The sequence below is a fragment of the Novosphingobium sp. GW835-FHT14H07 genome (assembly GCF_058793515.1).
Map to the genome: position 1 here is coordinate 23,351 of NZ_JBXAFX010000013.1, position 24,530 is coordinate 47,880.

Sequence of the window (24,530 nt, forward strand, 5' to 3'; positions counted from 1 at the left end):
AGCCGCCCCGGTATCGAGCCGGGGCGGCCTTCACATGTCCGTGATCCCGTAAGGCACCAGATCGCGGGCATGCGGGTCGACCACGATGGCGCGGTCGCTGGGCGGGAAGGCGCGCTGGTCGCACTTGTCGCGCGGGCAGATGCGGCAGGAAATGCCGATCCGCGTCACGGCCTCGGGCCGTGCAAGATTGATCCCGTCGGCATAGATGAACTCATCGGCCAACGCCGCCTCGCAGCCCAGGGCCACGGCGTAGCGGCGCGGTATGCGATAATAGCTGCCCGAAGGCTTCACCAGGCCCTTGGCAATCGAGACATAGCGCACGCCATCGGGCATTTCTGCGGCCTGTACGTGGATGCGATCGGGGATCGCCACGGCTTCGTGCACCACCCATAGCGGGCAGGCACCGCCGAAGCGGGCGAACTGAAGGCGCGTGGCCGAGTGGCGCTTGGTGATGTTGCCGGCCATGTCGACGCGGCAGAAGAACATCGGAATCCCGCGCGCCTGCGGGCGTTGCAGCGTCGACAGGCGATGGCAGACCTGCTCGAAGCTGGCCCCGAAAGTCAGGCGCAGCTGATCGATATCATGCCGCAGCGCACGGGCGCGGGTGCGGAACCATTCGTAGGGCATGATCAGCGCGCCTGCCGCATAATTGCCCAGGCCTACAGTCAGGAGCTGGCGCGCGGCGTCCGATTGCAGCGTTGCCTCGCCGACGATGGCGCTGATTTCATCGCGCAGGGCTTCGGCCGCCAGCTGGTATGCGATCTGGAACCGGGCGGATTCGATCGGCTGGTTGGGGTCTATGGTGAGGCGGCGCGCTTCGGGGTCGAAGCGCCGCATTGCCCCGCCGCTGACCTGTTCAACCGCGATGCCGCGACTCTCCAGCCAGCTTGCCATTTGCGCCGATGTCGGCGTCAGCCCGGTGCCGGATAGTCGCACCGCCAGTCGTTCGGCGGCGCGGTCGATGGTATCGACGTAGTTGTTGGCGTGGTGGAACCAGTCGCGCACTTCTTCCCACGGCAGGCGGCCGCCGGAGATACTGTCCGATCCCAGCGCCTCGTCGATGGCTTCGAGCCGCTGGACCGAGCGGCGGTGCTGGTCCCACAACTGGGCGAAGGCCTGGGCGAAGGCGGGGTATTGCTCTGCAACGCGCTCCACCTGATCGCCGGGAAGCATCTGGCCCAGCATCGGATCGGCGGTGGCATCGCGCAAGGCGGAAAGCACCGGCTCGACCCGGTCGGCAGCGAAGTCCTGCCATTCGACCGGAAAGCTCTGCTGCAACCGGTCGGTCAGCGCAGGGGTCAGGGGGCGCTCGTCATTCTCGATCTGCGAGAGATAGGAGGCGCTGATCCCCAGAAGCGATGCCATCTCGCCCTGGCGCAGCTTTCGCGTGACGCGCAGAGCCTTGAGTTGTTCGCCTGCAAACAAGCGGCGTCGCGCCATTTATCCCGTCCCCCAGCTCCGGCCGGTTTTGCAAAGTGATCCTTCGCAAGTTTGCAGAATAACATTGGACTTGGCAAGCGGCGTGGCGCAGTTGGAACGCCGATCCGCGCCCGGTGTCGTTCCGGCAGGGCGCGGGCGCGGCTCTGGCGTGGCGCCTCGGGGAGGAGGAGCAGGCCGGAGTCGCAGCAGAAAACGGTCCGCCAGTCAGAAGAAGGGATGCCACGCATGTCCGCCAATATCGCCGAAATGGAAAAGCGCCGGGAAGCCGCGCGGCTGGGTGGCGGGCAGAAGCGCATCGATGCCCAACATGCCAAGGGCAAGCTGACCGCACGCGAACGCCTCGAAGTGCTGCTGGATGAGGGCAGCTTCGAGGAAGTGGACATGTATGTCGAGCATAACTGCGTCGACTTCGGCATGCCCGACACCGTCATTCCGGGCGATGGCGTGGTCACCGGATCGGGCACGATCAACGGCCGTCTGGTCTATGTGTTCAGCCAGGACTTCACGGTGTTCGGCGGATCGCTTTCGGAACGGCACGCACAGAAGATCTGCAAGATCATGGACATGGCGCTGAAGGTCGGCGCGCCGGTGATCGGCCTCAACGATTCCGGCGGCGCACGCATCCAGGAAGGCGTGGCGTCGCTCGGTGGCTATGCCGAAGTGTTCCAGCGCAACGTGCTGGCCTCGGGCGTGGTGCCGCAGCTTTCGCTGATCATGGGGCCGTGCGCGGGCGGCGCGGTCTATTCGCCTGCCATGACCGACTTCATCTTCATGGTGAAGGACAGCTCGTACATGTTCGTCACCGGCCCGGATGTCGTCAAGACCGTGACCAACGAGGTCGTCAGCCAAGAGGAACTGGGCGGCGCGGTGACGCACACGACCAAGACCTCGGTCGCCGACCTCGCGCTGGAGAACGACATCGAGGCGCTGCTGGCGGCGCGCGATTTCTTCGATTACCTGCCGCTGTCGAACCGCCAGGACGTGCCCGAGCGGCCCACCTCGGATCCTTACGACCGCCTCGAGCCCAGCCTCGATACCATCGTGCCGGCTTCGGCGACGCAGCCCTATGACATGCACGAAGTCATCCGCAAGACAGTGGACGAGGGCGAGTTCTTCGAGATCCAGCCCAAGCATGCCGCGAACATCATCTGCGGTTTCGGGCGCGTCGAAGGCCGCACCGTGGGTGTGGTCGCCAACCAGCCGATGGTGCTGGCAGGTGTGCTCGACATCAACTCCTCCAAGAAGGCCGCGCGGTTCGTGCGCTTCTGCGATGCGTTCAACATTCCGATCGTGACCTTCGTCGACGTTCCGGGCTTCCTCCCCGGCACGGCGCAGGAGCACAATGGCATCATCAAGCACGGCGCCAAGCTGCTCTTCGCCTATGCCGAGGCGACCGTCCCGAAGATCACCGTCATCACCCGCAAGGCCTATGGCGGCGCCTATGACGTGATGGCCTCCAAGCACCTGCGCGGCGACCTCAACTACGCCTGGCCGACCGCCGAAATCGCGGTGATGGGTGCCAAGGGCGCGGTCGAGATCATCTTCCGCGGGCTTTCCGCCGAAGAGCAGGCGGTGAAGACCAAGGAATACGAGGACCGCTTCGCCAACCCGTTCGTGGCGGCGAGCAAGGGCTTCGTCGACGAGGTGATCCACCCGCACTCGACGCGCCGCCGTGTCGCGCTGGGTCTCAGGAAGCTCAAGAACAAGAGCCTCGAGAACCCGTGGAAGAAGCACGACAACATTCCGCTCTGATTTGCCCCACGGTTTTGGAAAGACTGACAATGACCGACATCTACATCGTCTCGGGCGCGCGTACCGCCATCGGCTCGTTCGGCGGCGGCCTTGCCTCGCTGCGTCCGGCCGAAACCGGCGCGATTGTCATCAAGGAAGCGATTGCCCGCGCCGGGATCACGCCTGACAAGGTGCAGAACGTGGTGATCGGCACGGTCGTGCCGACCCAGCCCAAGGATGCCTATGTCAGCCGCGTCGCGGCGGTAAACGCGGGCGTGCCGATCGAGGCTCCCGCCATGAACGTCAACCGCTTGTGCGGTTCGGGCCTTCAGGCGATCGTTTCGGCAGCGCAGGGCATTGCCCTTGGCGAGCAGGACATTGCCATCGGCGGCGGCGCGGAAAGCATGTCGAATGCGCCGCACATGGTGCTGACCGCGCGCAACGGCCAGAAGATGGGCGACCAGGTGCTGATGGACGCCATGCTCGGCGCGCTGCACGATCCGTTCGAGAACATCCACATGGGCGTGACGGCGGAGAACGTGGCCGAGCGCTGCGCGATCAGCCGCGAGGAGCAGGACGCGCTGGCGGTGGAAAGCCACAAGCGTGCGGCCGCAGCCATCGCAGCGGGCTACTTCAAGGAGCAGATCGTCCCGGTCGAGATCAAGACCCGCAAGGGCGTGACGGTGTTCGATACGGACGAGCACGTGCGCGCCGATGCCTCGGTCGAGGCGATGGCTGGCCTCAAGCCGGTGTTCAAGAAGGACGGCACGGTTACCGCCGGCAACGCGAGCGGAATCAACGACGGCGCGGCAGCGGTCGTGCTCGCCAGCGGCAAGGCGGTTGAAGAACATGGGCTGAAGCCGATGGCCAAGATCCTCGGCTGGGGCCATGCGGGCGTGGAACCGAACGTGATGGGCCTTGGCCCGGTCAAGGCCGTGCCGGTGGCATTGCAGCGCGCGGGTCTGACGCTCGACCAGATCGACGTGATCGAAAGCAACGAGGCTTTTGCGGCGCAGGCCTGCGGCGTGGCCAAGGAACTGGGCTTCGATCCGGCAAAGACCAACGTCAACGGCTCGGGCATCTCGCTCGGCCATCCGATCGGTGCGACCGGCGCGATCCTGACGATCAAGACGATGTACGAACTGCACCGCACCGGCGGACGCTATGGCCTCATCACCATGTGCATCGGCGGCGGTCAGGGCATCGCCATGGTCATCGAGAAGGTCTGAACATGAAACTGGGCCGCCTCAACCACGTGGGCGTTGCAACGCCGGACATCGACGCTTCCATCGCGTTCTATCGTGACGTGATGGGCGCAAGTGACATCACCGAGCCGTTCGTGCTGGAAAGCCAGCAGGTGCGGGTGTGCTTCGTCAATACGCCGGGCGAGAACGGCACGGCGGGGACGCAGATCGAGCTGATCCAGCCGACCAGCCCGGACAGCGCAGTGGGCAAGTGGCTCGCGGCCAATCCCTTGGGCGGGCAGCACCACCTTTGCTACGAAGTGCCCGATATTCACGAGGCCAAGGCCTGGTTCGAGGGGCAGGGCAAGCGCGTGCTCGGCGAACCCCGCATCGGTGCCCACGGAACGCTGATCTTCTTCGTTCACCCCAAGGACATGGGCGGGCAGCTGACCGAGATCATGGAGACGCCAAAGGGCGGGCATCACTGAGGGTGGGAGAACCGTCACCCTGAACTTGTTTCAGGGTCCATCGTGCGAATGGCACGGCGGTTCGAGTGGCAAAATGGATGCTGAAACAAGTTCAGCATGACGTGCGAGATGGCAAAATGACCGACAAGACACTGGCCGACTGGCAGGCCGCCGCCGCCAAGGAAGTGAAGGGCAAGGACCTGACCTGGCAGACGCCGGAAGGCATCGCGGTCAAGCCACTCTACACCGCCGAGGACGTGACCTCCGACCCCGGCCTTCCCGGTTTCGCCCCGTTCACGCGCGGCGTCCGCGCCTCGATGTATGCGGGCCGCCCCTGGACCATTCGCCAGTACGCCGGCTTTTCCACCGCCGAGGAATCCAACGCCTTCTATCGCCGCAACCTTGCCGCGGGTCAGAAGGGCCTCTCGGTCGCCTTCGACCTTGCCACGCACCGTGGCTATGACTCCGACCATCCGCGCGTGGTGGGTGACGTCGGCAAGGCGGGTGTTGCCATCGACAGCGTCGAGGACATGAAGATCCTGTTCGACGGCATTCCGCTCGATCAGATGTCGGTATCGATGACGATGAACGGCGCGGTCATTCCGATCCTCGCATTCTTCATCGTGGCGGGTGAAGAGCAGGGCGTAGATCGCAAGCTGCTCGACGGGACCATCCAGAACGACATCCTCAAGGAGTTCATGGTCCGCAACACCTACATCTACCCACCCGAGCCCTCGATGCGGATCATCTCGGACATCTTCGGCTACACCAGCCGCGAGATGCCGAAGTTCAACTCGATCTCGATTTCCGGCTACCACATGCAGGAAGCCGGGGCGACGCAGGTGCAGGAACTGGCCTTCACCATCGCCGACGGCATGGAATACGTGAAGTATGGCGTCGCCTCGGGGCTGGACATCGACAAGTTCGCCGGGCGCCTGTCGTTCTTCTTCGCCATCGGCATGAACTTCTTCATGGAAGTGGCCAAGCTGCGCGCCGCGCGCGTGCTGTGGCACCGGGTGATGACCAAGCTGGGCGCCAAGGACGAGCGCTCCAAGATGCTGCGCACCCACTGCCAGACCTCGGGCGTGAGCTTGCAGGAGCAGGACCCCTACAACAACGTCATCCGTACCACGATCGAGGCAATGGCCGCGATGCTGGGCGGGACGCAGTCGCTTCACACCAACGCGCTCGACGAAGCCATCGCGCTGCCGACCGACTTTTCCGCCCGTATCGCGCGCAACACGCAGATCGTGATTCAGGAAGAGACCGGCATGTGCAACGTGGTCGATCCGCTCGGCGGGTCGTACTACATCGAGGCGCTGACGCAGGAACTGGTCGACAAGGCCTGGGAAATCATCGAGCGCGTCGAGGCCGATGGGGGCATGGCCAAGGCCGTGGCCGCTGGCTGGCCCAAGGCGATGATCGAGGAAGCCGCCGCCGGGCGTCAGGCCCGCGTCGACCGTGGCGAGGACGTGATCGTCGGCGTGAACAAGTATCGCCTGGCGAGCGAGGACAAGCTCGAAACGCTGGAAGTCGACAACCATGTTGTCCGCGAAGCCCAGATCGCACGCATCAAGCGCGTGCGCGAGACACGTGACGAGACCAAGTGCCGCGCAGCGCTCAATGCGCTGACCGAAGGTGCGAAGACCGGCGGCAACCTGCTCGAACTCGCCGTCGAGGCCGCGCGCCACCGCGCCACGCTGGGCGAGATTTCGGATGCGATGGAAGTCGTGTTCGGCCGCCACGGCACTTTCCCGACCCCGGTGAAGGGCGTCTACGGCTCGGCCTATGCCGGGGATTCGCGCTACCAGCAGGTGCTGGATGGCGTCGAGGCGGTGACGCGCCGGCTTGGCCGCAAGCCCCGCATGCTCGTCGCCAAGATGGGCCAGGACGGGCACGATCGCGGTGCCAACGTGATTGCCTCGGCCTTTGGCGACATGGGCTTCGAGGTGACCTCCGGCCCGCTGTTCCAGACGCCCGAGGAAGCTGCCGCGCTGGCACTCGAGAAGGACGTCGATGCGGTTGGCGCATCTTCGCTCGCCGCCGGGCACAAGACGCTGATCCCCGAACTGATCGGCCACCTGAAGGCCGCAGGCCGTGCGGACATCAAGGTCGTGGCAGGGGGCGTGATCCCGCCGCAGGACTACGATTTCCTGCGCGAAGCCGGGGTGCAGGGCATCTACGGTCCAGGCTCGAACGTGGTCGAATGCGCCGCAGACATGCTGCGCCTGCTTGGCCACAACATGCCGCCGCCGGGTAGCGAGATCGACGCCGCCTGATAGTATTCGCGCCTTACAACGGGAGAGATGCGATGACACAGAAGCTCGAGACGCTGTCGGTCCACGCCGGGTGCGAGCCTGATCCGACCACCAAGGCGCGGATCACGCCGATCTACCAGACGGCCAGCTACGTGTTCGACAGTGCCGAGCACGCCGCGAACCTGTTCTCGCTGGCCGAGTTCGGCAACATCTACACGCGCATCATGAACCCGACCAATGCCGCGCTTGAAGCGAAGATTGCGGCGTTGGAAGGCGGCGTGGCTGCGCTGGGCGTGGCATCGGGCCATGCCGCGCAGTTCATCGTGTTTCACACCCTGATGGAGCCGGGCTGCGAGATCGTTGCGGCCAAGAAGCTCTATGGCGGCACGCTCAACCAGTTTGCGCACAGCTTTGCCAAGTTCGGCTGGAAGGCGGTTTTCGTCGATGCCGACGATCCAGCTGCCGTTGCCGCCGCAATCACCGACAAGACGCGTGGTGTCTTCATCGAAAGCCTCGCCAATCCCGGCGGCGTGGTGCAGGACATCGCGGCGATTGCCGAGGTTGCCCATGCGGCTGGTGTGCCGCTGATCGTCGACAACACGATGGCGAGCCCCGCGCTGTGCCGCCCGATCGAACATGGCGCGGACATCGTCGTCCATTCGTGCACCAAGTTCCTCAACGGCCACGGCAATTCCATCGGCGGGCTGATCGTGGATTCGGGCAAGTTCGACTGGGCGGCGAGTGCCAAGTTCCCCTCGCTGTCGCAGCCCAACCCGAGCTACCACGGCGCGGTGCTGACCGAGGCATTGAAGCCGGTCGGCCCCATCGCCTTCATCATCGGCTGCCGCGTGTTGGGCCTGCGCGATCTTGGTCCGTCGATGGCGCCGATGAATGCGTTCCTGACGCTGACCGGCATGGAAACGCTCGCACTGCGCATGGAGCGGCACTGCAGCAATGCGCTGCATCTGGCGCAGTGGCTGCAGGCCCACCCCAAGGTGGCGTGGGTCAGCTATGCGGGCCTGCCGGAAGACCCGTATCACCAATTGGCCCGCCAGTACCTTGGCGGCAAGGGCGGGGCGGTGTTCACCTTCGGCGTGAAGGGCGGCTACGAAGCGGGCGTCAAGCTGGTCCAGTCGGTCAAGCTGTTCAGCCACCTCGCCAACATCGGCGATACCCGCTCGCTGATCATCCACCCCGCCTCGACCACGCACAGCCAGTTGGGCGAGGAAGAGCTGGTGGCCGCGGGCGCGGGCGCGGACACCGTGCGCGTGTCGGTGGGCATCGAACACATCGACGACATCGTCGCCGATCTGGCGCAGGCGCTGGAGCTGGTGTGATCTTGGCACCTTCGCCTTGCCTCTTCCCCGTCACCGCGGGTTTGACCCGGGGTCCCGCTGCCTTTTGCGCGGTCACGGGATTAGCGGGACTTCGGGTCAAGCCCGGGGCGACGCTAGAAGTGGAGGCTTCGGCATGTCTCTAATGCTGATGCTCGCGGCAGTCAGCGTTTCGCCCGACTGCAAGAACACGTCCGTTCAAGCCGAACTCAATGATTGCGCTCATTCCGAATTCTTGAAAGCCGACCGGGCCTTGAATGCGCAGTGGAAGACTACGCTCCGTCTCTTCCGAGAGCGGTCGCCTGATGATGAGGCTCGGCTTCGTGCGGCGCAGCGCGCCTGGCTGACGTTTCGCGATGCCGAGTGTGAAGCACGCTGGCCTTTCGATCTGGGCGTTTCGCTAGACAAGATGCTTCATATCAACTGCCTGACCAATCTTACGATCGAGCGCACGGAAATGCTCGCCGAACTCGCCAAGGATATCTGAATGTTCAAGAAGATCCTCATCGCCAACCGTGGTGAAATTGCCTGCCGTGTGATCAAGACGGCGCGTCGCATGGGTATCCAGACCGTCGCGGTCTATTCCGATGCGGATGCGCGGGCGCCGTTCGTGCAGATGGCAGATGAAGCCGTGCATATCGGGCCGGCGCCTGCCGCGCAGTCGTACCTGATCGCGGACAAGATCATCGCGGCGTGCAAGCAGACCGGCGCCGAAGCGGTGCATCCGGGTTACGGCTTCCTGTCCGAGCGCACCTCGTTTGCCGAGGCGCTGGCGGCTGAGAACATCGCGTTCATTGGCCCCCCTGTCGGCGCGATTGCCGCGATGGGCGACAAGATCGAGTCCAAGAAGCTCGCCAAGGAAGCGGGCGTCAATGTCGTCCCCGGTTTCGTCGGCGAGATCGAGGATACCGAGCATGCCGTGCGCATTTCGGACGAGATCGGCTATCCGGTGATGATGAAGGCCTCGGCCGGCGGTGGCGGCAAGGGCATGCGCCTTGCCTACAGCGAGAAGGACGTGCGCGAGGGCTTCGAGGCCGTGAAGCGCGAGGGCCTGAACTCGTTCGGCGATGACCGCGTGTTCATCGAGAAGTTCATTCTCAACCCGCGCCACATCGAGATCCAGATCCTCGGCGACAAGCACGGCAACATTCTCTACCTCAACGAGCGCGAATGCTCGATCCAGCGCCGCCACCAGAAGGTGGTGGAAGAAGCGCCTTCGCCCTTCGTCACCCCGAAAATGCGCAAGGCCATGGGCGAACAGTGTGTCGCGCTGGCCCGCGCGGTGGGCTATTACTCCGCAGGCACAGTGGAACTGATCGTGTCGGGCGCTGACCCCTCTGGCGAGAGCTTCTACTTCCTTGAAATGAACACCCGCCTGCAGGTGGAGCATCCCGTCACCGAGGCGATCACCGGCATCGACCTTGTCGAGCAGATGATCCGCGTCGCCTATGGCGAAAAGCTGCAGATGACGCAGGACGACATCAAGATCGACGGCTGGGCGATCGAAAACCGCGTCTATGCCGAAGATCCCTATCGCGGCTTCCTGCCTTCGACCGGGCGCCTGATCCGCTACAACCCGCCGCTGGCCGGATGGACCGATGACGGGCAGGCCAACGGGCGGCGCGGCGTGGATGGCGTGCGCGTGGACGACGGCGTATATGAAGGCGGCGAAGTCTCGATGTTCTATGACCCGATGATCGCCAAGCTGATCACTTGGGGCAAGACGCGCGACGAGGCGGCGGACAAGCAGATCCAGGCGCTCGATGCGTTCGAGATCGAGGGGCTTGGCCACAACATCGACTTCGTCAACGCGATCATGCAGCATCCGCGCTTCCGTTCGGGCGAGCTGACCACGGGCTTCATTGCCGAGGAATACCCGGATGGATTCCACGGCGCGGCAACGTCTGACGAACTGAAGCAAACGCTGGCGGCGCTGGCAGCATTTCTTGCCACCGCGCGGTCGGACCGGGCGCGGCAGGTCGACAACCAGCTTGGCCACGATCTCGATCCGCCGTCGGAATGGGCGGTGAAGATCGGTGGTTCGACCTATGCGGTGGAACTGACCGAGGACGAGATCAGCGTTGACGGCAAGGCCATCGACATCGCGCTGGAATACACGCCGGGCGACCGCATGGTGCATTGCGAGGTCGACGACAAGCCGCTGTCAGTGAAGGTCGAGACCACGCGCGCCGGGTTCAAGCTGACGACGCGGGGCGCAATCCATGACGTGCAGGTCCTGCCCGCCCACATCGCGCACCTGACCAGGCACATGATCGAAAAGATCCCGCCCGATCTTTCGAAGTTCCTGATCTGCCCGATGCCGGGCCTGCTCGTCAGCCTCAACGTGGGCGAGGGCGATACCGTGGAAGCAGGCCAGCCGCTCGCCGTGGTCGAAGCGATGAAGATGGAGAACATCCTGCGCGCCGAAAAGGCGGGCAAGGTCAAGTCGGTCAACGCCAAGGCGGGCGACAGCCTGGCGGTCGACGCGATCATTCTGGAAATGGAGTGAGGCCGGGCGGGGCGGCGCCATGTGCCCACCCCGCTGCGACTAGAATCGCTTCGCTCTCCAAGTCTCGCGGCCCTCCCGTTTACGGGGGGCAGGAACAGGTTCTTCAACTCCCCTTCCGCACGCGGGAGGGGTTGGGGGTGGGCTGTCTCAGCTCCGGAAAATCTTGCCCGGATTGAAGATGTTGCCCGGGTCCAGCACTTGCTTGAGCGAGCGCATCACGTCCACCGCGTCCTCGCCCAGTTCATCGATGAGGCATTGCTGCTTGCCAATGCCGACGCCGTGCTCGCCGGTGCAGGTGCCGTCCATGGCCAGCGCCCGGGCGACCATGCGGTGGTTGACCGCTTCCACTTCTGCCATTTCGTGCGGCGCATTCGGGTCAATCGAGAAGACGAGGTGGAAGTTGCCGTCCCCGACGTGGCCAAGGATAGTTGCGGGCACACTGCAGCTGTCGAGATCGGCGCGGGTGGCAAGGATGCATTCGGCCAGCCGGCTCATCGGCACGCAGACGTCGGTGGTCAGGCCGATGGCGCCGGGCCGCAAGTTGACGGCAGCGTAATAGGATTCGTGCCGCGCGCGCCACAGGCGGTTGCGATCTTCGGCCAGTGTTGCCCACTGGAACGCGCCACCGCCGTTGGCCGAAGCCAAGCCCTTGACCGTCTCGACCTGCTCGGCAACCCCGTTGGGGGTGCCGTGAAATTCGAAGAACAGCGTCGGCGCTTCGGGCAGACCCAGCTTGCTTCGCAAATTCACCGCATGGACCTGCATGGCATCGAGCAGTTCGATCCGCGCCATCGGCACGCCGCAATGGAAGGCCTGCACCACCGTTTCGATCGCGCCGGACAGCGTCTCGAATGGGCAGGTTGCGGCCATGATCGCTTCCGGCACCGGATGAAGTCGCAGGGTGATGCCGGTGATGACGCCCAACGTGCCTTCGGAGCCGATGTAGAGCCGCGTGAGATCGTATCCGGCGGCAGACTTCTTGGCGCGCTTGCCAGTGCGGATAACCTTGCCCTGCGGCGTCACCACCTCCAGGCCCAGCACGGCCTCGCGCATCGTGCCATAGCGGACTGCGTTCGTGCCCGAGGCGCGCGTCGAGGCCATGCCGCCGATCGAGGCGTTCGCACCCGGATCGATCGGGAAGAACAGGCCGCTGTCGCGCAGGTGCGCATTGAGCGCCTCGCGGCGGATGCCGGGCTGCACGGTGCAGTCGAAATCGGCATGGTTTACAGCCAGGACTGCGTCCATCGGCGTCAGGTCCAGACTGACCCCACCTTCGAGTGGCAAGGTGTGGCCTTCCAGCGATGTGCCGGCGCCAAAGGGAACGATGGCCACGCCGGCTTCGCGGCACAGGTTGACGCAATCGACCACGTCCTGCGTTGACCGGGCAAAGACCACGGCATCCGGAAGAACGGTGGGATATTGCGATTCGCTGGCGCCATGCTGGGCGCGGATTGCTTCGCTCGTCTGACATCGCAGGCCGAAGCGGGCCGAAAGACGGTCGAGAAAGCCGTTGGGCAAAGGGCGGGCATGCGGGACAGACAGGGTTTCCATGTTTACGGCCTAACCCATCGACACCCTTTTTGCAGCAACTGCCCTAATTGATATAGCGCCTGCGCGTTCAGCCGCGATAAAGCGCGAATGCGGAATTCTCTTCGTGCGTTCGAGCTTTGCGGCTCTGGCGGCTTCTGGAACTGAACAGGGTGTATCGATGAAGAAGATGATGGGTGCGATGATCGTTGCAGGGCTGGCCGCCTCGGCGCTGGCGGGCGGAACCGCCTTTGCCCAGGCCAAGGGCGATCCGGTTGCGGGCAAGAAGATTTTCATGCGTTGTATCGCCTGCCATGCCGTGCAGCCGGGCGCCGGTGCCAAGATGGGTCCCAACCTTGCGGGCGTTGTCGGGCGCAAGGCCGCGGCGGCTCCGGGCTTCAAGTATTCCGCGGCGATGCAGAAGGCCAAGATCAAGTGGGATGATGCCACGCTCGACAAGTGGCTCACGCGCCCTGCCGCGGTTGTTCCCGGCACTTCGATGGCGTTTGCGGGCCTGCCCAATGCTGCAGACCGCGCCAACGTGATCGCCTATCTCAAGAAGCCCAACTGAGCTTGCCTATTAGGGCGTCACGATATTGAATGCAGGGTCCGGCTTGTCGAGCCAGCCGATGAGGCGGGCGAAGGCCGCCGGATCCCCTTCGATCTTCGCCTCGCCGGAGGCAACCTTGGCCGCAAGCGGCTGACCTGCAAACAAGGCTGACAGCAAATCGGCATAACGCACCGTCAGCGTCGCCTGCCGCCCTTCGCGCAGGCCCTTGCGGTGAACCAGCACGCCATTGGCGATCGTTACGGTCCAGTCCTGATCCTTGTCAGGAAAGACGAACCCGAGCGAGGCAGAGCCGTCTCCAGCCTTGGCCGGATCGAGCCGCACCGCAAGGACTTCGAACAAGTCTGACGGCGGGAGTTGGCTGATCAGGGCTGCACCGCCGGTGGGATCGGTTGCGGTGACGCCCATTTCCAGTTCGGTCGCGCCGGTGAGATACATGTTCCGCCACAGTGCGTTCTCGCTCTGATAGGCGAGCTGGCGATAGGTACGGGCAAGCAGGCTCTTTGCCGCAGCATCATTGCCATCGGCGAAAATCACCTTGTCGAGCAATTCCGCCGTCCAGCCGTAATCGCCCTTGGCGAAGGCGTCCTCTGCCAGGGCGCGCACCCGCGCTGCACCGCCCAATGCCTCGACATATCGCCTTCCGCCCTGTTCCGGGGGCAGGGGAGCGAGGTGGACGGGATTGCCATCGTACCAACCCATGTAGAACTGATAGACGGCGCGGGCATTGAAACTGTAGGAGCCGTAATAGGGCCGGTCGTACCACTTTGCCGCCAGCGCAGGGGGCAGCGTGAGCTGCGCCGCGATTTCAGGCCCGGTCAGGCCCTTGTTCATCAGCCGCACGGTCTGATCATGAAGGTAGGCATAGGCATCGCGGTGCTTGGCGAGATAACTGGTGATCTCGCCTGCACCAAAGCGGGGCCAGCCATGGCTGGCGATCAGCACTTCGGACCCTGCAAAGAAGTCGATCGCCTCGGTCAGCCCTTGCGCCCAGGCCTTGGCATCGCGGATCACTGCCCCGCGCGGGGTGAGGATGTTGTGCTGTGTGACGTTGGCGTTCTCGGCCAGGTCGGCAACCTTCCAATCTGGGAAGCCGAAGTTCATCTCGGCAGGGGCTTCGGTTCCGGGCGTGATCTGGAAGCGCACGCGCACGCCGTCGAGCACGAGTTCCGTGCCGGTCTCGCCGATTTCGCGCGTTGGCGGGATCAGGCTGCGCCCGCCTGCCGCCACACCCATGCCGATGCCCGAGCCCATCGAGCCTTCCGGGCCCTTGGGCAAGCCCAGGCCGAACTGATAGGAGGCGCGACGCCCCATTGCGGGACCTGCAATGACGTTCTCGCTGACGGCAGCGCGGGTGAAGCCCTGCGGAGCAATGATCGGCGCGTCCTTGGCCATGACCGAGGTGAACGCACCCGCGCCGCCGAAATGATCGACGTGGCTGTGAGTGTAGATCATGGCGGTGACGGGGAGCCTTGCCACCTTCTCGGAGATCAGCGCGTAGGCGGCGGCCGCAGTCTCGGTGGCAGTCAGCGGGTCTATCACGATCCAGCCCTGGTCCCCACGCACGAAGGTCACGTTGGCGACGTCGAACCCGCGCACTTGCCAGATGCGGTCCGTCACCTTGAACAGGCCGGCCTTGCCGAGCACCTGGGCATGACGCCACAAACTGGGGTTCACGGTGGCAGGGGCAGGGCCATTGGCAAAGGCGAAGGCGGCGGTGTCCCACACCGGCTTGCCCGCGGCGTCGCGGATCACCGGGTCTTTCAGCGTTGCCACGAACCCGCGGGATGCGAAATCGAAGTCCTGTCGGTCGGCCATCGGCAGGTCGGCGAGGGCCGCGGCGTTGGCCTTGCGGGTGGCGTCGGTCGGTGCATCGGCCCGGGCCGGGCCTGCAACGAGCAGCAGTGACGCGCTGGCGGTCAGGGCGCGGCAAAAGTTCGTGAAACGCATGTCCTCTCCCGGCTCCGTTCCATGTGGAGTTTCGGGTGCAGAGTGACTTTAATCGCGCGATTAGGAAAGCCCGAATAAGGAATCCCTGGCGGAAGAAATCTGTTCAACCTGCGTGGACAGTTCCGAAGCGTATCGGCACTCTGCGGGCTCCATTGCGTTAAGGCGTTTTCATGATCCTGCGGAAGCTCTTGCAAATTGCGGCCTTCATCGCCCTGCCCACGTGGGCGTGCGCGGAAGACAGGCAGGCCACCTTCGTCAAGGATATGGTGCGCCTGGTCGGCAAGGCTCATCCGTCTGGCGAGGTAAAGCCATCGGGAGATGACTGGCAGGAGCTCCGCATTGATTTCCCCGGCGAGGACAGTGACCGGATCGTAAATATCGGCCGCATCTGGACATTCTGTCAGTCCGCAGAGAAAGCCGACTGCAAGGTTGCCAAAGAGGAGTTCGCACGAAAGACAGCACTGCTGCCACCTGAAGGCAAGATCAGCGATCTTCGGGTTACTGTCCGAGACAAGGTCTATTACGACTATGTGAAAAGCCCTCCATCGCGTGGCGATGTTTCCGGTGCCAAGGTAATCGACGCTCTCGCGCGCCAGATCGGCGAGGATCTGTACGAGTTTCTGGTACTTGACTCACCCGACACGATCGCCCTTGCCGGACGCGAAGCGTTGCAGAAACTCTCGCTTTCGGAAGAAGAGGCGTGGCGCATTGCCGAGCGGCAGACTGCCGAGAGACTTCCGCCGCTGCCAACCGTAGCTCAACTCCGAGAAAATGCGGTGGCGTTCGAGGAGTACGAGTATCTCGGCAGCTTGCTGGTGCAGAGAGACGGATTTGCCGCGCTGGCAGAGGAACTTGGTCCCGATCTGTTTGTCACAGCCGTGTCGGATGGCTTCGTCTTTGTCGGTCTGATGCCTGATGGAGAGGGCCTGCAGCGGTTCTCGAAGACCGTCGCCGAGGACTGCGCCGCACAGCAGCGTTGCATCTCGCCAAACATCTACCGGTTTCGTGATGGGCAGTGGCGCATCGCGACTGGTAGCATCGTTCCCTAACCGAACAACCTCTGCCACAGGGTTCGCCGCCGCCTTGGCGGGAGCTGCTGGCCGGTTACACGCATGAGGTAATTGGCAAGCAGCAGGGCCTGGTTGCGCGTCATCAGCAGGTGGTGCGTGTCGATCGCCTCGGGTGTGGGCCGGGGGGTCTTGCTCGATTGTACGGTCAGATGGATATTGCGTGCGAAAGCGCGATGTTTCCAGCCAACGACAACGCCCGAAAGCTCGTGCGGTGTATCATCGCTCGGCGAGTTTGCCGTTGCCATAAACCCTCTCCCAATTCCCCGCAACACATGGAATCGGAAGATGGCAATTTCGTCAAGCTATTGAGTCGGACATTCGTTTCGGATTGGAACGGTCAGGCGGCGAGCTGGTATGGCGCGATCTCGCCCGCGAGGTAGAGCTTCTTGGCCTTCGCGCGGCTGAGCTTGCCCGAACTGGTGCGCGGCAGCGTGCGCGGCGGCACAAGTTCGACCACGCAGTTCATGCCGGTGATCGAACGCACCTTGTCGCGGATCTGGTCGCGCAGCTTGACGCGTTCGACCGGGTCGGACACGCGGCAATGCACGAGCACGGCGGGCGCTTCCTCGCCATTTTCGGTCTCTACCGAGAACGCGGCGATGTCGCCCTGGTGGAAGCCGGGAAGCTGCTCCACCGCCCATTCGATGTCCTGCGGCCAGTGGTTCTTGCCGTTGATGATGATCATGTCCTTGGCGCGGCCGACGATGAACAGGTAGCCCTTTTCATCGACGTAACCCATGTCGCCCGTATCGAGCCAGCCATCGACCATGCAGGCGTCGGTCGCTTCCGGGTCGCGGAAATAGGAGTGCATCACCGACGAGCCGCGGCACCAGACCTTGCCGATGTGGTGATGCGAAAGCGAGTTGCCGTTCTCGCCCCGGATCGCGACCTCCATGCCAAGAACGGGCACGCCGCAATTGACCATGGCGCGATAGCGGGCAGGGCGCGAAAGATCGCGCGGCGTGCCCGACAGGCGCTCTTCCTCGACCAGCTCGACGCGAATGCCTTCTCCCGGCGGCATTATGGTGACGGCCAGCGTCGCCTCGGCAAGGCCATAGCTAGGCAGGAAGGCCTCGGCCTTGAAGCCGGCTTCGGCAAAGGCGTTGACGAAGTTCTGCATCACGTCGGGGCGGATCATGTCGGCCCCGTTGCCGGCAACGCGCCAGCGCGACAGGTCGAAACGGTCCGACACGTGGGTCTGGCTGGAGATGCGGCGGGCGCAGATGTCGTAGCCGAAGGTGGGCGAATAGGAGAGCGTCGTGCCCTTGTTGCGGCTGATGAGATCAAGCCACGCCAGCGGACGGCGGGCGAAGTCCTCGGTCTTGAGGTAATCGACCGAGACGCTGTTGGCGATCGGCGAAAGGAAGCAGCCGACAAGACCCATGTCGTGATACCACGGCAGCCACGAAACCGCACGATCCGGATCGGCGATCTTCATGCCGTGCGAATGGCCGGCGAGGTTGGCCAGCAATGCGCGGTGCGTGACGGCAACGCCATGCGGAAAGCGCGTCGAGCCGCTGGAATACTGAAGGTAGCTGATTGCGTCAGGATCAGGCGTGGGCAGGGCGGCGTCGGACTGATCGCCCGCACGGAATTCGTCCCACGAAAGACCGGCGCAGCCCTGACGCGCGGCGGCGGCGCGTGCCATTTCGGCAATCTCGCCGGGATAGACCAGCATCTTCGGGTCCGAACTGGCAAGCTGGACGGCGAGCTGGTCGATATAGCTTTCCTTACCGCCGAAGCTGGTCGGCAGGGGCAGGGGGACGGGCCACGCGCCTGCATACATCGCGCCGCAGAAGATCGCGGCGAAATCGGGACCGGTTTCTGCTACCAGTGCCACGCGGTCACCGGGAACGACGCCCATCGCCATCAGGCGGCGGGCGGCCACCAGCGCGTCCTCGCGCAGTTCGGAATAGGGATAGACTCGCGAAAGCGTGCCGCGCGGATCGTGGAAGTTGAATCCGAGCACGCCCTTCGCGGCATAGTCCAGCGCATCGCAGAAGGTATCGAAGTCCGCATACCGACGTGGCTGCACGTCGATGTTGGGCGTGGGAACGAGAATCGCCTTGTCAGCGACAGCGTTCGAAACAGTCATGCGATACCCCGATGTTCTCTTCATTCGTCCTGCGGGCCTGTGCAGACCCGCCGATGAACGGTCCATTAGCTCGAACGGCCCATTACTGGTCCGTGACGCGAAAACAACGCCACCACGGTACGGACGTTCTCATTTAGCAGGGACTGTGGCACGAATGTGGCGGATGGACCGCAATTCCCCTGATGGCCGTGGCAACCGCCGCGAAAGGAAACCGCCAAGGCCGCTCGATGCCGCGCGGCTTGACGAAATGGCGCTGGCCTATGTCGCGCGCTTTGCCACCAGCGCGGGCAAGCTTTCCGACTACCTGAAGCGCAAGTTGCGCGAACGGGGCTGGGAGGGGGAAGGCGAAGCCGATCTTCACGCGATCGTCAGCCGATTCGTCGAACTCGGCTATGTCGACGATGCCGGATTTGCCCGCGGCAAGGCGCAAAGCCTGCTGCGGCGAGGCTATGGGGCGCGGCGCATCGAGCAGGCGCTGGGCGCTGCGGGAATCGCCGAACCGCTGCGCGAGGAGGCACGTGGCACCGATGCGGAGCGACGCCGGGCTGCACTCGTCATGGCGCGAAAGCGGCGCTTCGGCCCGTTTGGCGGGGGCAGCGGGCTTGACCCGGCCCTGCGCGAGAAGCAGGTCGCAGCCATGCTCAGGGCCGGACACCCCCTTGCCTATGCGCGCGAGGTGGTGAATGCATCCAGCCCCGAAGCTCTGGAAGAGTGGATCGATGAAGCAGCTGACTAGACTAGCCGTTCTTTCTGCCCTTGCGATGATCGCAGGGTGCTCGCCAGGTGCGGCCGACGCCGGGGCCAAGGCGCAGCCCCAGGCGTCAGCAGCGGCGGTTCATCCGGTCTCGGGCCTCCAGATCACGCCCGTGACGGTGACCAGCGGCAACGGGGCCCACGTGTTCAAGTCGGAAGTTGCACGCACCTCTGCCGAGCAGGCCAAGGGGCTGATGTTCCGAACCGAGATCGGCGATGACGAGGGCATGATCTTCCTGCGCAATCCGCCGGATATTGCTTCGTTCTGGATGCGCAACACGGTGATTCCGCTCGACATCATCTTCGTCGGTCTCGATCGCCGCATCATCAACATCGCGGCCAATGCCAGACCTTATGACGAAACCCCGCTCCCTGCGGACGGGCCGACGCTGGCGGTGCTGGAAATCAATGGCGGGCTGGCCGCAAGGCTCGGCATCAAGCCGGGCGACAAGGTTGACTGGTAAGATGAGGGCAGCGGCATCAACGCGCTTGCCGACTCCCCCCATCAGCGGCTAAGCGCCCCCTGATATCCAAGGCAGGTAGCATGAGCATCCTCGGCAAGATCTTCACGTGGTGGAATGGTGCCACCGTCACCACCATGCTGTTCAGCGCACTCAATGGTGAGCAGGTGGGCACCGATGCGCAAGGGAACACCTATTTCCGCGCCAAGAAGCCCTATCCCAAGGGCCACCCCTTTGCCGGGCGCGAACGCCGCTGGGTGATCTACAATGGCGCCAACGATGCCAGCCGGGTTCCCTCGGAATGGCATGGCTGGCTGCACGGGGCGTTCGATGGCGTGCCCGAAAGCAACCTGCCGCCACCGCGTATCTGGGAAGCGGACTTCACGCCGAATGCCACGGGGACCTCGCAGGCCTATCGTCCGCAGGGCGCGCTGGAGCGCGGTGGCAAGCGCGCCGCCGCAACCGGTGATTACGAAGCCTGGGTTCCGGAAGCCTGATGCCATCTGTCGCATCGCCGGCAATGCGTTCACTCGCACTTGCGGGTCTGCTGACGCTTGCTGGTTGCGGCGAGAAGGCTCCCGCTCCGCCGCCAGAGGCCACGGAAACAGGTGCGGCGATTGCCAGCGCATCCGGTGCCGCAGTGGAAAGCGAATTCGGCACGCCGATCAAGGACCGCGTGGCGACCCTCGGCCTGCTCAACAAGCGCAACAACATCACGCAGGACATTGTCCTCAAGAGCGGCGAATCGCGGCGGATCGGCAATGCCATCGTCAAGCTCGCCACCTGCGAGAAGACCGCGCCTTGGGAAGACCCGCCCGAGACCGGCGCCTTCGTCCAGCTGTTCGTCGAGGAGCGGGCGAGCACCGATCAGCCACTGGCGTGGCGCAAGGTGTTTTCAGGCTGGTTGTTCCGGAACGCCCCGTCGTTGAGCGTGGTCGAACACCCTGTCTATGACGTCTGGGTCAAGGACTGTGCGATGACCTTCCCCGGCGAGGAAGAGCCGGTCGCTTCCGCGCGCAATGCGGCAAAGCCCAGCGGCAACGCCAGCGCGGCGGCATCCCCCAATCCCGGGCCGAAGCCCGCGACCAGTCCATCACCGACCGCTTCGGCAAGCGCGCGACCTGCAGCCACTTCAGCCGAAGAATAGGGCCGCTGCGCCTGTGACAGCAGTTGCAGGTACTGGCTCTGCGGAATCTCGATTGCGCCCAGAGACGCCAGGTGGGTCGTGGTGAACTGGCAGTCGAGCAATTCCGCGCCCACCGTGCGCAGCGACGCGACCAACCAGGCCAGAGCGACCTTGGATGCATCGGTCTGGCGGCTGAACATCGATTCGCCACAGAACACGCGCGCGAATCCCACGCCATAAAGTCCGCCGACCAGCCGCCCCTCGTTCCAGCATTCGATGGAATGGGCATGACCATGTTCGTGAAGCCCGATGTAGCTTTCGCGAATCCGCGCGCTGATCCAGCTTTCCTCGGCACCGGGGCGGGGCGCAGCGCAGGCGTCGATCACGGCTTCGAAAGCGGCGTTGCAGGTGACGGTGAATTTGCCCCGGCGCAATGTGCGGGCCAGGGATTTGGAAAGATGAAAGCCCTCCAGCGGCAGAATCGCCCGCATCCGCGGCTCCACCCAGAAGACTTCGGGATCATCCCGGCTGTCGGCCATCGGGAAAATCCCGGCGCGATAGGCCTTGAGCAGGAGCTCGGGCGGGATGGCGTGGGGATCGTTGCGGGCCATAATCTTCAATAATGTGTTTCGGTCGGTTGCGCTCCCGCCGTCAAGTCTTTAAGGGGCCGCTCAGAGCACAGGAGTGTAGCTCAGTTGGTAGAGCATCGGTCTCCAAAACCGAGGGCCGTGGGTTCGAGTCCCTCCACTCCTGCCACTCGCCACCAAGGCGAGGTTTGGCGCCGCGAATCACCTTGAAGACAGCGCAATCCGCCAGCAGCTTTTTTGCCGCTGCGCAGGATTCGTCGTGCCGATGGTCACGCAATCGAATTAGGCGCAATGCCTAGGCAAAAAAGAGGCGGTACGCCTTTAAGCGCCCGCCCCCAGTCGTCTCATGCGTCTGGTTCGCTTGAGAGTGACAGGATGCTAGCATCGCGACTGCGCAACGCCAGCGTCAAAGTCCGGTGAGCCGACGAAACCGGCACGAAAAAGGGCGAGCCGTCTGCGGCCCGCCCTCTTCATGCCGGTTTGAGGCTGGTGCTTACCTGCGATGAAGGCCGCCCAGCGCACCGCCCGCGGTTCCCGTCACGCCGCCCTGGAGCGACCCGGCAGCGCCGGCTCCGGTCTGACCGAGGCTGCCACCGAGGGATCCACGGCCGGAGACTGCGGCATCGACCGCGCCAGACGTTGCCACGTCATCGAGAGTGTCGGTGGTACGATCCTTCAACCGACCAGTCGTCCTCTCGGCCGAGCGCCTGGTTTGCTCCGCCGTAGCTTCGGCCTTGCGCTTGGTGCGCTCGGCCGTCGCCGTGGCCTTGCGTTCTGCCCGGTCCACCGCCCTCGTGTCTGCGCGAGCCTCGTTGCGGGTACGGGCTGTAGTGGAAACCTCTCCACCCAAGCCCTTGGTGGCTGAGTCGCGCTGCGCGGTGGCGGACGTGCTCACTTCGGCGCCCACACCGGTATTGGCATTGACTGCGCCATTGCCCGTCGAAACCTGCGCGCCGGCATTGGAGGAGCCTTCAGCCTTGGCCTGGCCGCTCTGGGCCTGCGCAGTCCCGGCCATGGCAAGGGCCACTAGCGGGAGAATGATCTTTTTCATGGTTCTCGTTCCTTTCGCCCCATTTCGCGCCCCCGTTTTCGTGCAGGCGTTCAACGGTGCGCCGTCAGCTGCGTTCCTGCCGATGGCTCGGATTGCCGGGGGCAGGGAGCGGGCCATCCCGTTTGTCCTCCATGGCGGCCCCATTGCCACCCTTGCCAACCGGCCCGGCGCGGACTAAATGAACGGAACTTCCGACATCGGAAAATCGCCAGCCCCTCCCGGACTTGTCCGGGGCGGCGATGACCCCTAGCCGGAAGAAACGAAATTCCACGCGGCTCCGGCCGCAGCAAGCAAGGCACCAGAGCAATGGCCAAGACCAGCCCCGGCGAGTTCTTCAATCAGGTGAAGGCCGAAGCACGCAAGGTTGTCTGGCCGACCCGCCAGGAAACCACTACCACCGCGATCTTCGTCGGCATCATGATGCTGATCCTCGCAGTGTTCTTCCTCGGCATCGACTCGCTGTTCAGCGCGGTCGTCCGCTTCCTGCTCTCGCTCGCCTGATCACCTAAAGGACCAAGAGAAACGATATGGCCCGCTGGTACATCATTCACGCCTATTCCGGTTTCGAGAACAAGGTGAAGGAAGCGATCATCTCCGAAGCCGAGCGTATCGGCCTTTCGCAGCTGGTCGAAGCGGTCGAAGTGCCGACCGAGACGGTCACCGAGGTAAAGCGCGGCAAGAAGGTCCAGGTCGAACGCAAGTTCATGCCGGGCTACGTGCTCGCCAAGCTGGCGATGAACGACGACATCTACCACCTCGTCAAGAACACCCCGAAGGTGACCGGCTTCCTCGGCACCAACAACAAGCCGCAGCCGATTTCCGACAAGGAAGCCGCCCGTTACTTCGGTGCGCGCGAGCAGGCCGCCGCCGAACCGCGCAAGAACGTCTCGGTCGATTACGAGATCGGCGATCAGGTCAAGGTCAACGCGGGGCCTTTTGCCTCGTTCAACGGCGTGGTCGAGGAACTGGACTTCGACAAGAGCCGCGTGAAGGTCTCGGTCTCGATCTTCGGGCGTGCGACGCCGGTGGAACTGGGCTTCGAGGAAGTCGAACTCGTTCGCGGCTAAAGCACCAGAGCTTGCATTTGCGGGCCGATAGCCTTATCGGCCCGCGCTTCGCTGCCTGAAAGGGCAGTGATTCCGTGCGGGAGTTCCGGTTTCGGAGCGTTTGACCGCTCACTCTGAGGCTTCGCTCCATCGGGCGGGCCGACAGGAAGAAAGGAGGCCATCGTGGCCAAGAAGATTGAAGGCTATATCAAGCTGCAGGTTGCAGCCGGTGAAGCAAAGCCTGCTCCGCCGATCGGTCCTGCGCTGGGTCAGCGCGGCGTCAACATCATGGAATTCTGCAAGCAGTTCAACGCTGCCACGCAGGAAGTCGAAAAGGGCACCCCGCTGCCGACCGTGATCACGGTCTATGCGGATCGCTCGTTCACCTTCGTGACCAAGACCCCGCCCGCAACCTTCTTCATCAAGAAGGCCGCTGGCATCAAGTCGGGTTCGAAGACCCCGGGCAAGGCTTCGGCCGGTTCGATCAAGCGTTCGCAGCTGGCGGAAATCGCCCAGGCCAAGATGAAGGACCTGAACGCGAACGACATCGACGCCGCAACGAAGATCATCGAAGGCTCCGCGCGCGCGATGGGCCTCACCGTGGTGGAGGGCTGATTCCATGGCCAAGCAGACCAAGAAGCAGAAGGCCCTTGCCACCAAGCTGGGCGACAACCAGAAGCTTTACGCAGTCGATGAAGCCATCGCGCTGCTCAAGGACCTGAAGTCCGCCAAGTTCGACGAGAGCCTTGAAGTCTCGCTGAACCTCGGCGTCGATCCGCGCCACGCCGACCAGATGGTCCGCGGCATGGTCACGCTGCCCTCGGGCACCGGCAAGGACGTCAAGGTTGCCGTGTTCGCCCGTGGCGACAAGGCTGAAGCCGCGCTGGCCGCCGGTGCCGACAAGGTCGGTGCCGAAGACCTGCTCGAGGACATGCAGAACGGGAACCTCGACTATGGCCGCGTGATCGCGACGCCCGACATGATGGGCATCGTCGGCCGCCTCGGCAAGGTGCTGGGTCCCAAGGGCCTGATGCCGAACCCGAAGCTCGGCACCGTCACGCCGAACGTCGCTGATGCGGTCAAGGCTGCCAAGAGCGGTCAGATCGAATTCCGCGTCGAAAAGGCCGGCATCATCCATGGCGGCATCGGCAAGCTCTCGTTCTCGGACGAAGCGCTGCGCGCGAACTTCGACGCATTCGTCGATGCGATCGTCAAGGCGAAGCCTGCTGGCGCCAAGGGCAAGTACCTGCGCAAGGTCGGCCTGTCCTCGTCGATGGGCCCCGGCCTCAAGATCGACGTTGCCCAGGTTCACGGCGGCTGATCATGCTGCGTCCCCGCGAACGCGGGGACCTCGTGCACTGATGCACCAGAAA

At 64.0% G+C, this 24,530-nt stretch carries 24 protein-coding genes, 1 tRNA gene and 1 pseudogene; 19 read left to right on the forward strand and 7 right to left on the reverse strand.

Annotated features, from left to right (window positions below):
- Nucleotides 1-30: 30 nt before the first annotated feature.
- On the reverse strand, nucleotides 31-1,440 hold the full coding sequence (locus AC1Q5P_RS12985; RefSeq protein WP_039331814.1) for a helix-turn-helix domain-containing protein: 1,410 nt from the start codon (nucleotides 1,438-1,440) through the stop codon (nucleotides 31-33).
- Nucleotides 1,441-1,665: 225 nt separating this feature from the next.
- Here AC1Q5P_RS12985 and AC1Q5P_RS12990 point away from each other — a divergent pair, with 225 nt between their 5' ends.
- The 7 genes from AC1Q5P_RS12990 (at nucleotide 1,666) to AC1Q5P_RS13020 (ending at nucleotide 10,923) form a co-directional block, all read left to right on the forward strand.
- Nucleotides 1,666-3,192 (forward strand): acyl-CoA carboxylase subunit beta, encoded by a 1,527-nt coding sequence (locus tag AC1Q5P_RS12990; RefSeq protein ID WP_039331816.1) that lies wholly within the window; start codon nucleotides 1,666-1,668, stop codon nucleotides 3,190-3,192.
- Between the two features lie 29 nt (nucleotides 3,193-3,221).
- Nucleotides 3,222-4,400: an acetyl-CoA C-acyltransferase family protein gene (locus tag AC1Q5P_RS12995; protein WP_492519161.1), complete on the forward strand. Its 1,179-nt coding sequence runs from the start codon at nucleotides 3,222-3,224 to the stop codon at nucleotides 4,398-4,400.
- 2 nt (nucleotides 4,401-4,402) lie between these two features.
- On the forward strand, nucleotides 4,403-4,843 hold the full coding sequence (gene mce / locus AC1Q5P_RS13000; protein ID WP_427463901.1) for a methylmalonyl-CoA epimerase: 441 nt from the start codon (nucleotides 4,403-4,405) through the stop codon (nucleotides 4,841-4,843).
- A 116-nt stretch (nucleotides 4,844-4,959) separates the two neighbouring features.
- A complete protein-coding gene (scpA, locus tag AC1Q5P_RS13005) occupies nucleotides 4,960-7,101 on the forward strand; it encodes a methylmalonyl-CoA mutase (RefSeq protein ID WP_427463899.1) in 2,142 nt (713 codons plus the stop codon).
- Nucleotides 7,102-7,133: 32 nt separating this feature from the next.
- On the forward strand, nucleotides 7,134-8,417 hold the full coding sequence (locus tag AC1Q5P_RS13010) for an O-acetylhomoserine aminocarboxypropyltransferase (RefSeq protein WP_492519162.1): 1,284 nt from the start codon (nucleotides 7,134-7,136) through the stop codon (nucleotides 8,415-8,417).
- Nucleotides 8,418-8,550: 133 nt separating this feature from the next.
- Entirely contained in the window at nucleotides 8,551-8,901 is a 351-nt protein-coding gene (locus AC1Q5P_RS13015) for a lysozyme inhibitor LprI family protein (RefSeq protein WP_039331824.1), read from the forward strand.
- The gene (locus AC1Q5P_RS13020; RefSeq protein ID WP_062342683.1) at nucleotides 8,902-10,923 is read left to right on the forward strand and encodes an acetyl-CoA carboxylase biotin carboxylase subunit; all 2,022 of its coding nucleotides are present in this window, start codon (nucleotides 8,902-8,904) and stop codon (nucleotides 10,921-10,923) included.
- Nucleotides 10,924-11,070: 147 nt separating this feature from the next.
- Here the strand turns inward: AC1Q5P_RS13020 and AC1Q5P_RS13025 are convergent, their stop codons facing one another.
- Nucleotides 11,071-12,474, reverse strand: coding sequence for an FAD-binding oxidoreductase (locus tag AC1Q5P_RS13025; RefSeq protein WP_492519163.1), 1,404 nt, complete (start codon nucleotides 12,472-12,474; stop codon nucleotides 11,071-11,073).
- Between the two features lie 157 nt (nucleotides 12,475-12,631).
- On the opposite strand from AC1Q5P_RS13025, the gene AC1Q5P_RS13030 reads away from it, so the two are divergent.
- Nucleotides 12,632-13,021 (forward strand): c-type cytochrome, encoded by a 390-nt coding sequence (locus AC1Q5P_RS13030; protein ID WP_369820982.1) that lies wholly within the window; start codon nucleotides 12,632-12,634, stop codon nucleotides 13,019-13,021.
- A gap of 9 nt (nucleotides 13,022-13,030) precedes the next feature.
- Here AC1Q5P_RS13030 and AC1Q5P_RS13035 read toward each other — a convergent pair whose 3' ends face one another.
- Nucleotides 13,031-14,968 (reverse strand): alkyl/aryl-sulfatase, encoded by a 1,938-nt coding sequence (locus AC1Q5P_RS13035; protein ID WP_492519164.1) that lies wholly within the window; start codon nucleotides 14,966-14,968, stop codon nucleotides 13,031-13,033.
- A 170-nt stretch (nucleotides 14,969-15,138) separates the two neighbouring features.
- Here AC1Q5P_RS13035 and AC1Q5P_RS13040 point away from each other — a divergent pair, with 170 nt between their 5' ends.
- Nucleotides 15,139-16,017: a hypothetical protein gene (locus tag AC1Q5P_RS13040; RefSeq protein WP_039331828.1), complete on the forward strand. Its 879-nt coding sequence runs from the start codon at nucleotides 15,139-15,141 to the stop codon at nucleotides 16,015-16,017.
- Here AC1Q5P_RS13040 and AC1Q5P_RS13045 read toward each other — a convergent pair.
- Nucleotides 16,014-16,283 (reverse strand): hypothetical protein, encoded by a 270-nt coding sequence (locus AC1Q5P_RS13045; RefSeq protein WP_193827092.1) that lies wholly within the window; start codon nucleotides 16,281-16,283, stop codon nucleotides 16,014-16,016. The two genes, AC1Q5P_RS13040 and AC1Q5P_RS13045, sit on opposite strands and share 4 nt — an antisense overlap.
- A 92-nt stretch (nucleotides 16,284-16,375) precedes the next feature.
- The gene (locus AC1Q5P_RS13050; RefSeq protein WP_492519165.1) at nucleotides 16,376-18,133 is read right to left on the reverse strand and encodes a fatty acyl-AMP ligase; all 1,758 of its coding nucleotides are present in this window, start codon (nucleotides 18,131-18,133) and stop codon (nucleotides 16,376-16,378) included.
- A 163-nt stretch (nucleotides 18,134-18,296) separates the two neighbouring features.
- Here AC1Q5P_RS13050 and AC1Q5P_RS13055 point away from each other — a divergent pair, with 163 nt between their 5' ends.
- The 4 genes and pseudogenes from AC1Q5P_RS13055 to AC1Q5P_RS13070 form a co-directional block, all read left to right on the forward strand.
- Nucleotides 18,297-18,869, forward strand: coding sequence for a regulatory protein RecX (locus AC1Q5P_RS13055; protein WP_492519166.1), 573 nt, complete (start codon nucleotides 18,297-18,299; stop codon nucleotides 18,867-18,869).
- Nucleotides 18,853-19,350 carry a DUF192 domain-containing protein gene (locus AC1Q5P_RS13060; protein ID WP_492519167.1) on the forward strand — a complete coding sequence of 166 codons (498 nt, stop codon included), beginning with the start codon at nucleotides 18,853-18,855 and terminating at the stop codon, nucleotides 19,348-19,350. The genes AC1Q5P_RS13055 and AC1Q5P_RS13060 overlap by 17 nt, the downstream gene beginning before the upstream one ends.
- Nucleotides 19,351-19,430: 80 nt before the next feature.
- The gene (locus AC1Q5P_RS13065; RefSeq protein WP_039331838.1) at nucleotides 19,431-19,844 is read left to right on the forward strand and encodes an NADH:ubiquinone oxidoreductase subunit NDUFA12; all 414 of its coding nucleotides are present in this window, start codon (nucleotides 19,431-19,433) and stop codon (nucleotides 19,842-19,844) included.
- 23 nt (nucleotides 19,845-19,867) lie between these two features.
- Nucleotides 19,868-20,260 (forward strand): annotated as a pseudogene (locus AC1Q5P_RS13070) (DUF2155 domain-containing protein); the annotation flags it as partial.
- A 35-nt stretch (nucleotides 20,261-20,295) separates the two neighbouring features.
- Here the strand turns inward: AC1Q5P_RS13070 and aat are convergent.
- Nucleotides 20,296-21,084: a leucyl/phenylalanyl-tRNA--protein transferase gene (gene aat, locus AC1Q5P_RS13075; protein WP_082013268.1), complete on the reverse strand. Its 789-nt coding sequence runs from the start codon at nucleotides 21,082-21,084 to the stop codon at nucleotides 20,296-20,298.
- 69 nt (nucleotides 21,085-21,153) lie between these two features.
- Between aat and AC1Q5P_RS13080 the strand changes: the two genes are divergently transcribed.
- Nucleotides 21,154-21,229 (forward strand) — tRNA-Trp (locus AC1Q5P_RS13080).
- 324 nt (nucleotides 21,230-21,553) lie between these two features.
- Here AC1Q5P_RS13080 and AC1Q5P_RS13085 read toward each other — a convergent pair.
- Entirely contained in the window at nucleotides 21,554-22,111 is a 558-nt protein-coding gene (locus AC1Q5P_RS13085) for a hypothetical protein (protein ID WP_492476814.1), read from the reverse strand.
- Between AC1Q5P_RS13085 and AC1Q5P_RS13090 the strand changes: the two genes are divergently transcribed.
- The 5 genes from AC1Q5P_RS13090 (at nucleotide 22,110) to rplA (ending at nucleotide 24,478) form a co-directional block, all read left to right on the forward strand.
- Nucleotides 22,110-22,289 carry a hypothetical protein gene (locus AC1Q5P_RS13090; RefSeq protein ID WP_193827088.1) on the forward strand — a complete coding sequence of 60 codons (180 nt, stop codon included), beginning with the start codon at nucleotides 22,110-22,112 and terminating at the stop codon, nucleotides 22,287-22,289. The two genes, AC1Q5P_RS13085 and AC1Q5P_RS13090, sit on opposite strands and share 2 nt — an antisense overlap.
- A 128-nt stretch (nucleotides 22,290-22,417) precedes the next feature.
- Complete coding sequence (gene secE, locus AC1Q5P_RS13095) at nucleotides 22,418-22,612, forward strand: preprotein translocase subunit SecE (protein ID WP_039331848.1); 195 nt, start codon at nucleotides 22,418-22,420, stop codon at nucleotides 22,610-22,612.
- A 26-nt stretch (nucleotides 22,613-22,638) separates the two neighbouring features.
- Nucleotides 22,639-23,178 carry a transcription termination/antitermination protein NusG gene (gene nusG / locus AC1Q5P_RS13100; protein ID WP_039331850.1) on the forward strand — a complete coding sequence of 180 codons (540 nt, stop codon included), beginning with the start codon at nucleotides 22,639-22,641 and terminating at the stop codon, nucleotides 23,176-23,178.
- A 162-nt stretch (nucleotides 23,179-23,340) separates the two neighbouring features.
- Complete coding sequence (rplK, locus tag AC1Q5P_RS13105; RefSeq protein WP_039331852.1) at nucleotides 23,341-23,772, forward strand: 50S ribosomal protein L11; 432 nt, start codon at nucleotides 23,341-23,343, stop codon at nucleotides 23,770-23,772.
- Nucleotides 23,773-23,776: 4 nt separating this feature from the next.
- A complete protein-coding gene (rplA, locus tag AC1Q5P_RS13110) occupies nucleotides 23,777-24,478 on the forward strand; it encodes a 50S ribosomal protein L1 (RefSeq protein ID WP_039331853.1) in 702 nt (233 codons plus the stop codon).
- The last annotated feature ends 52 nt before the right edge of the window (nucleotides 24,479-24,530 follow it).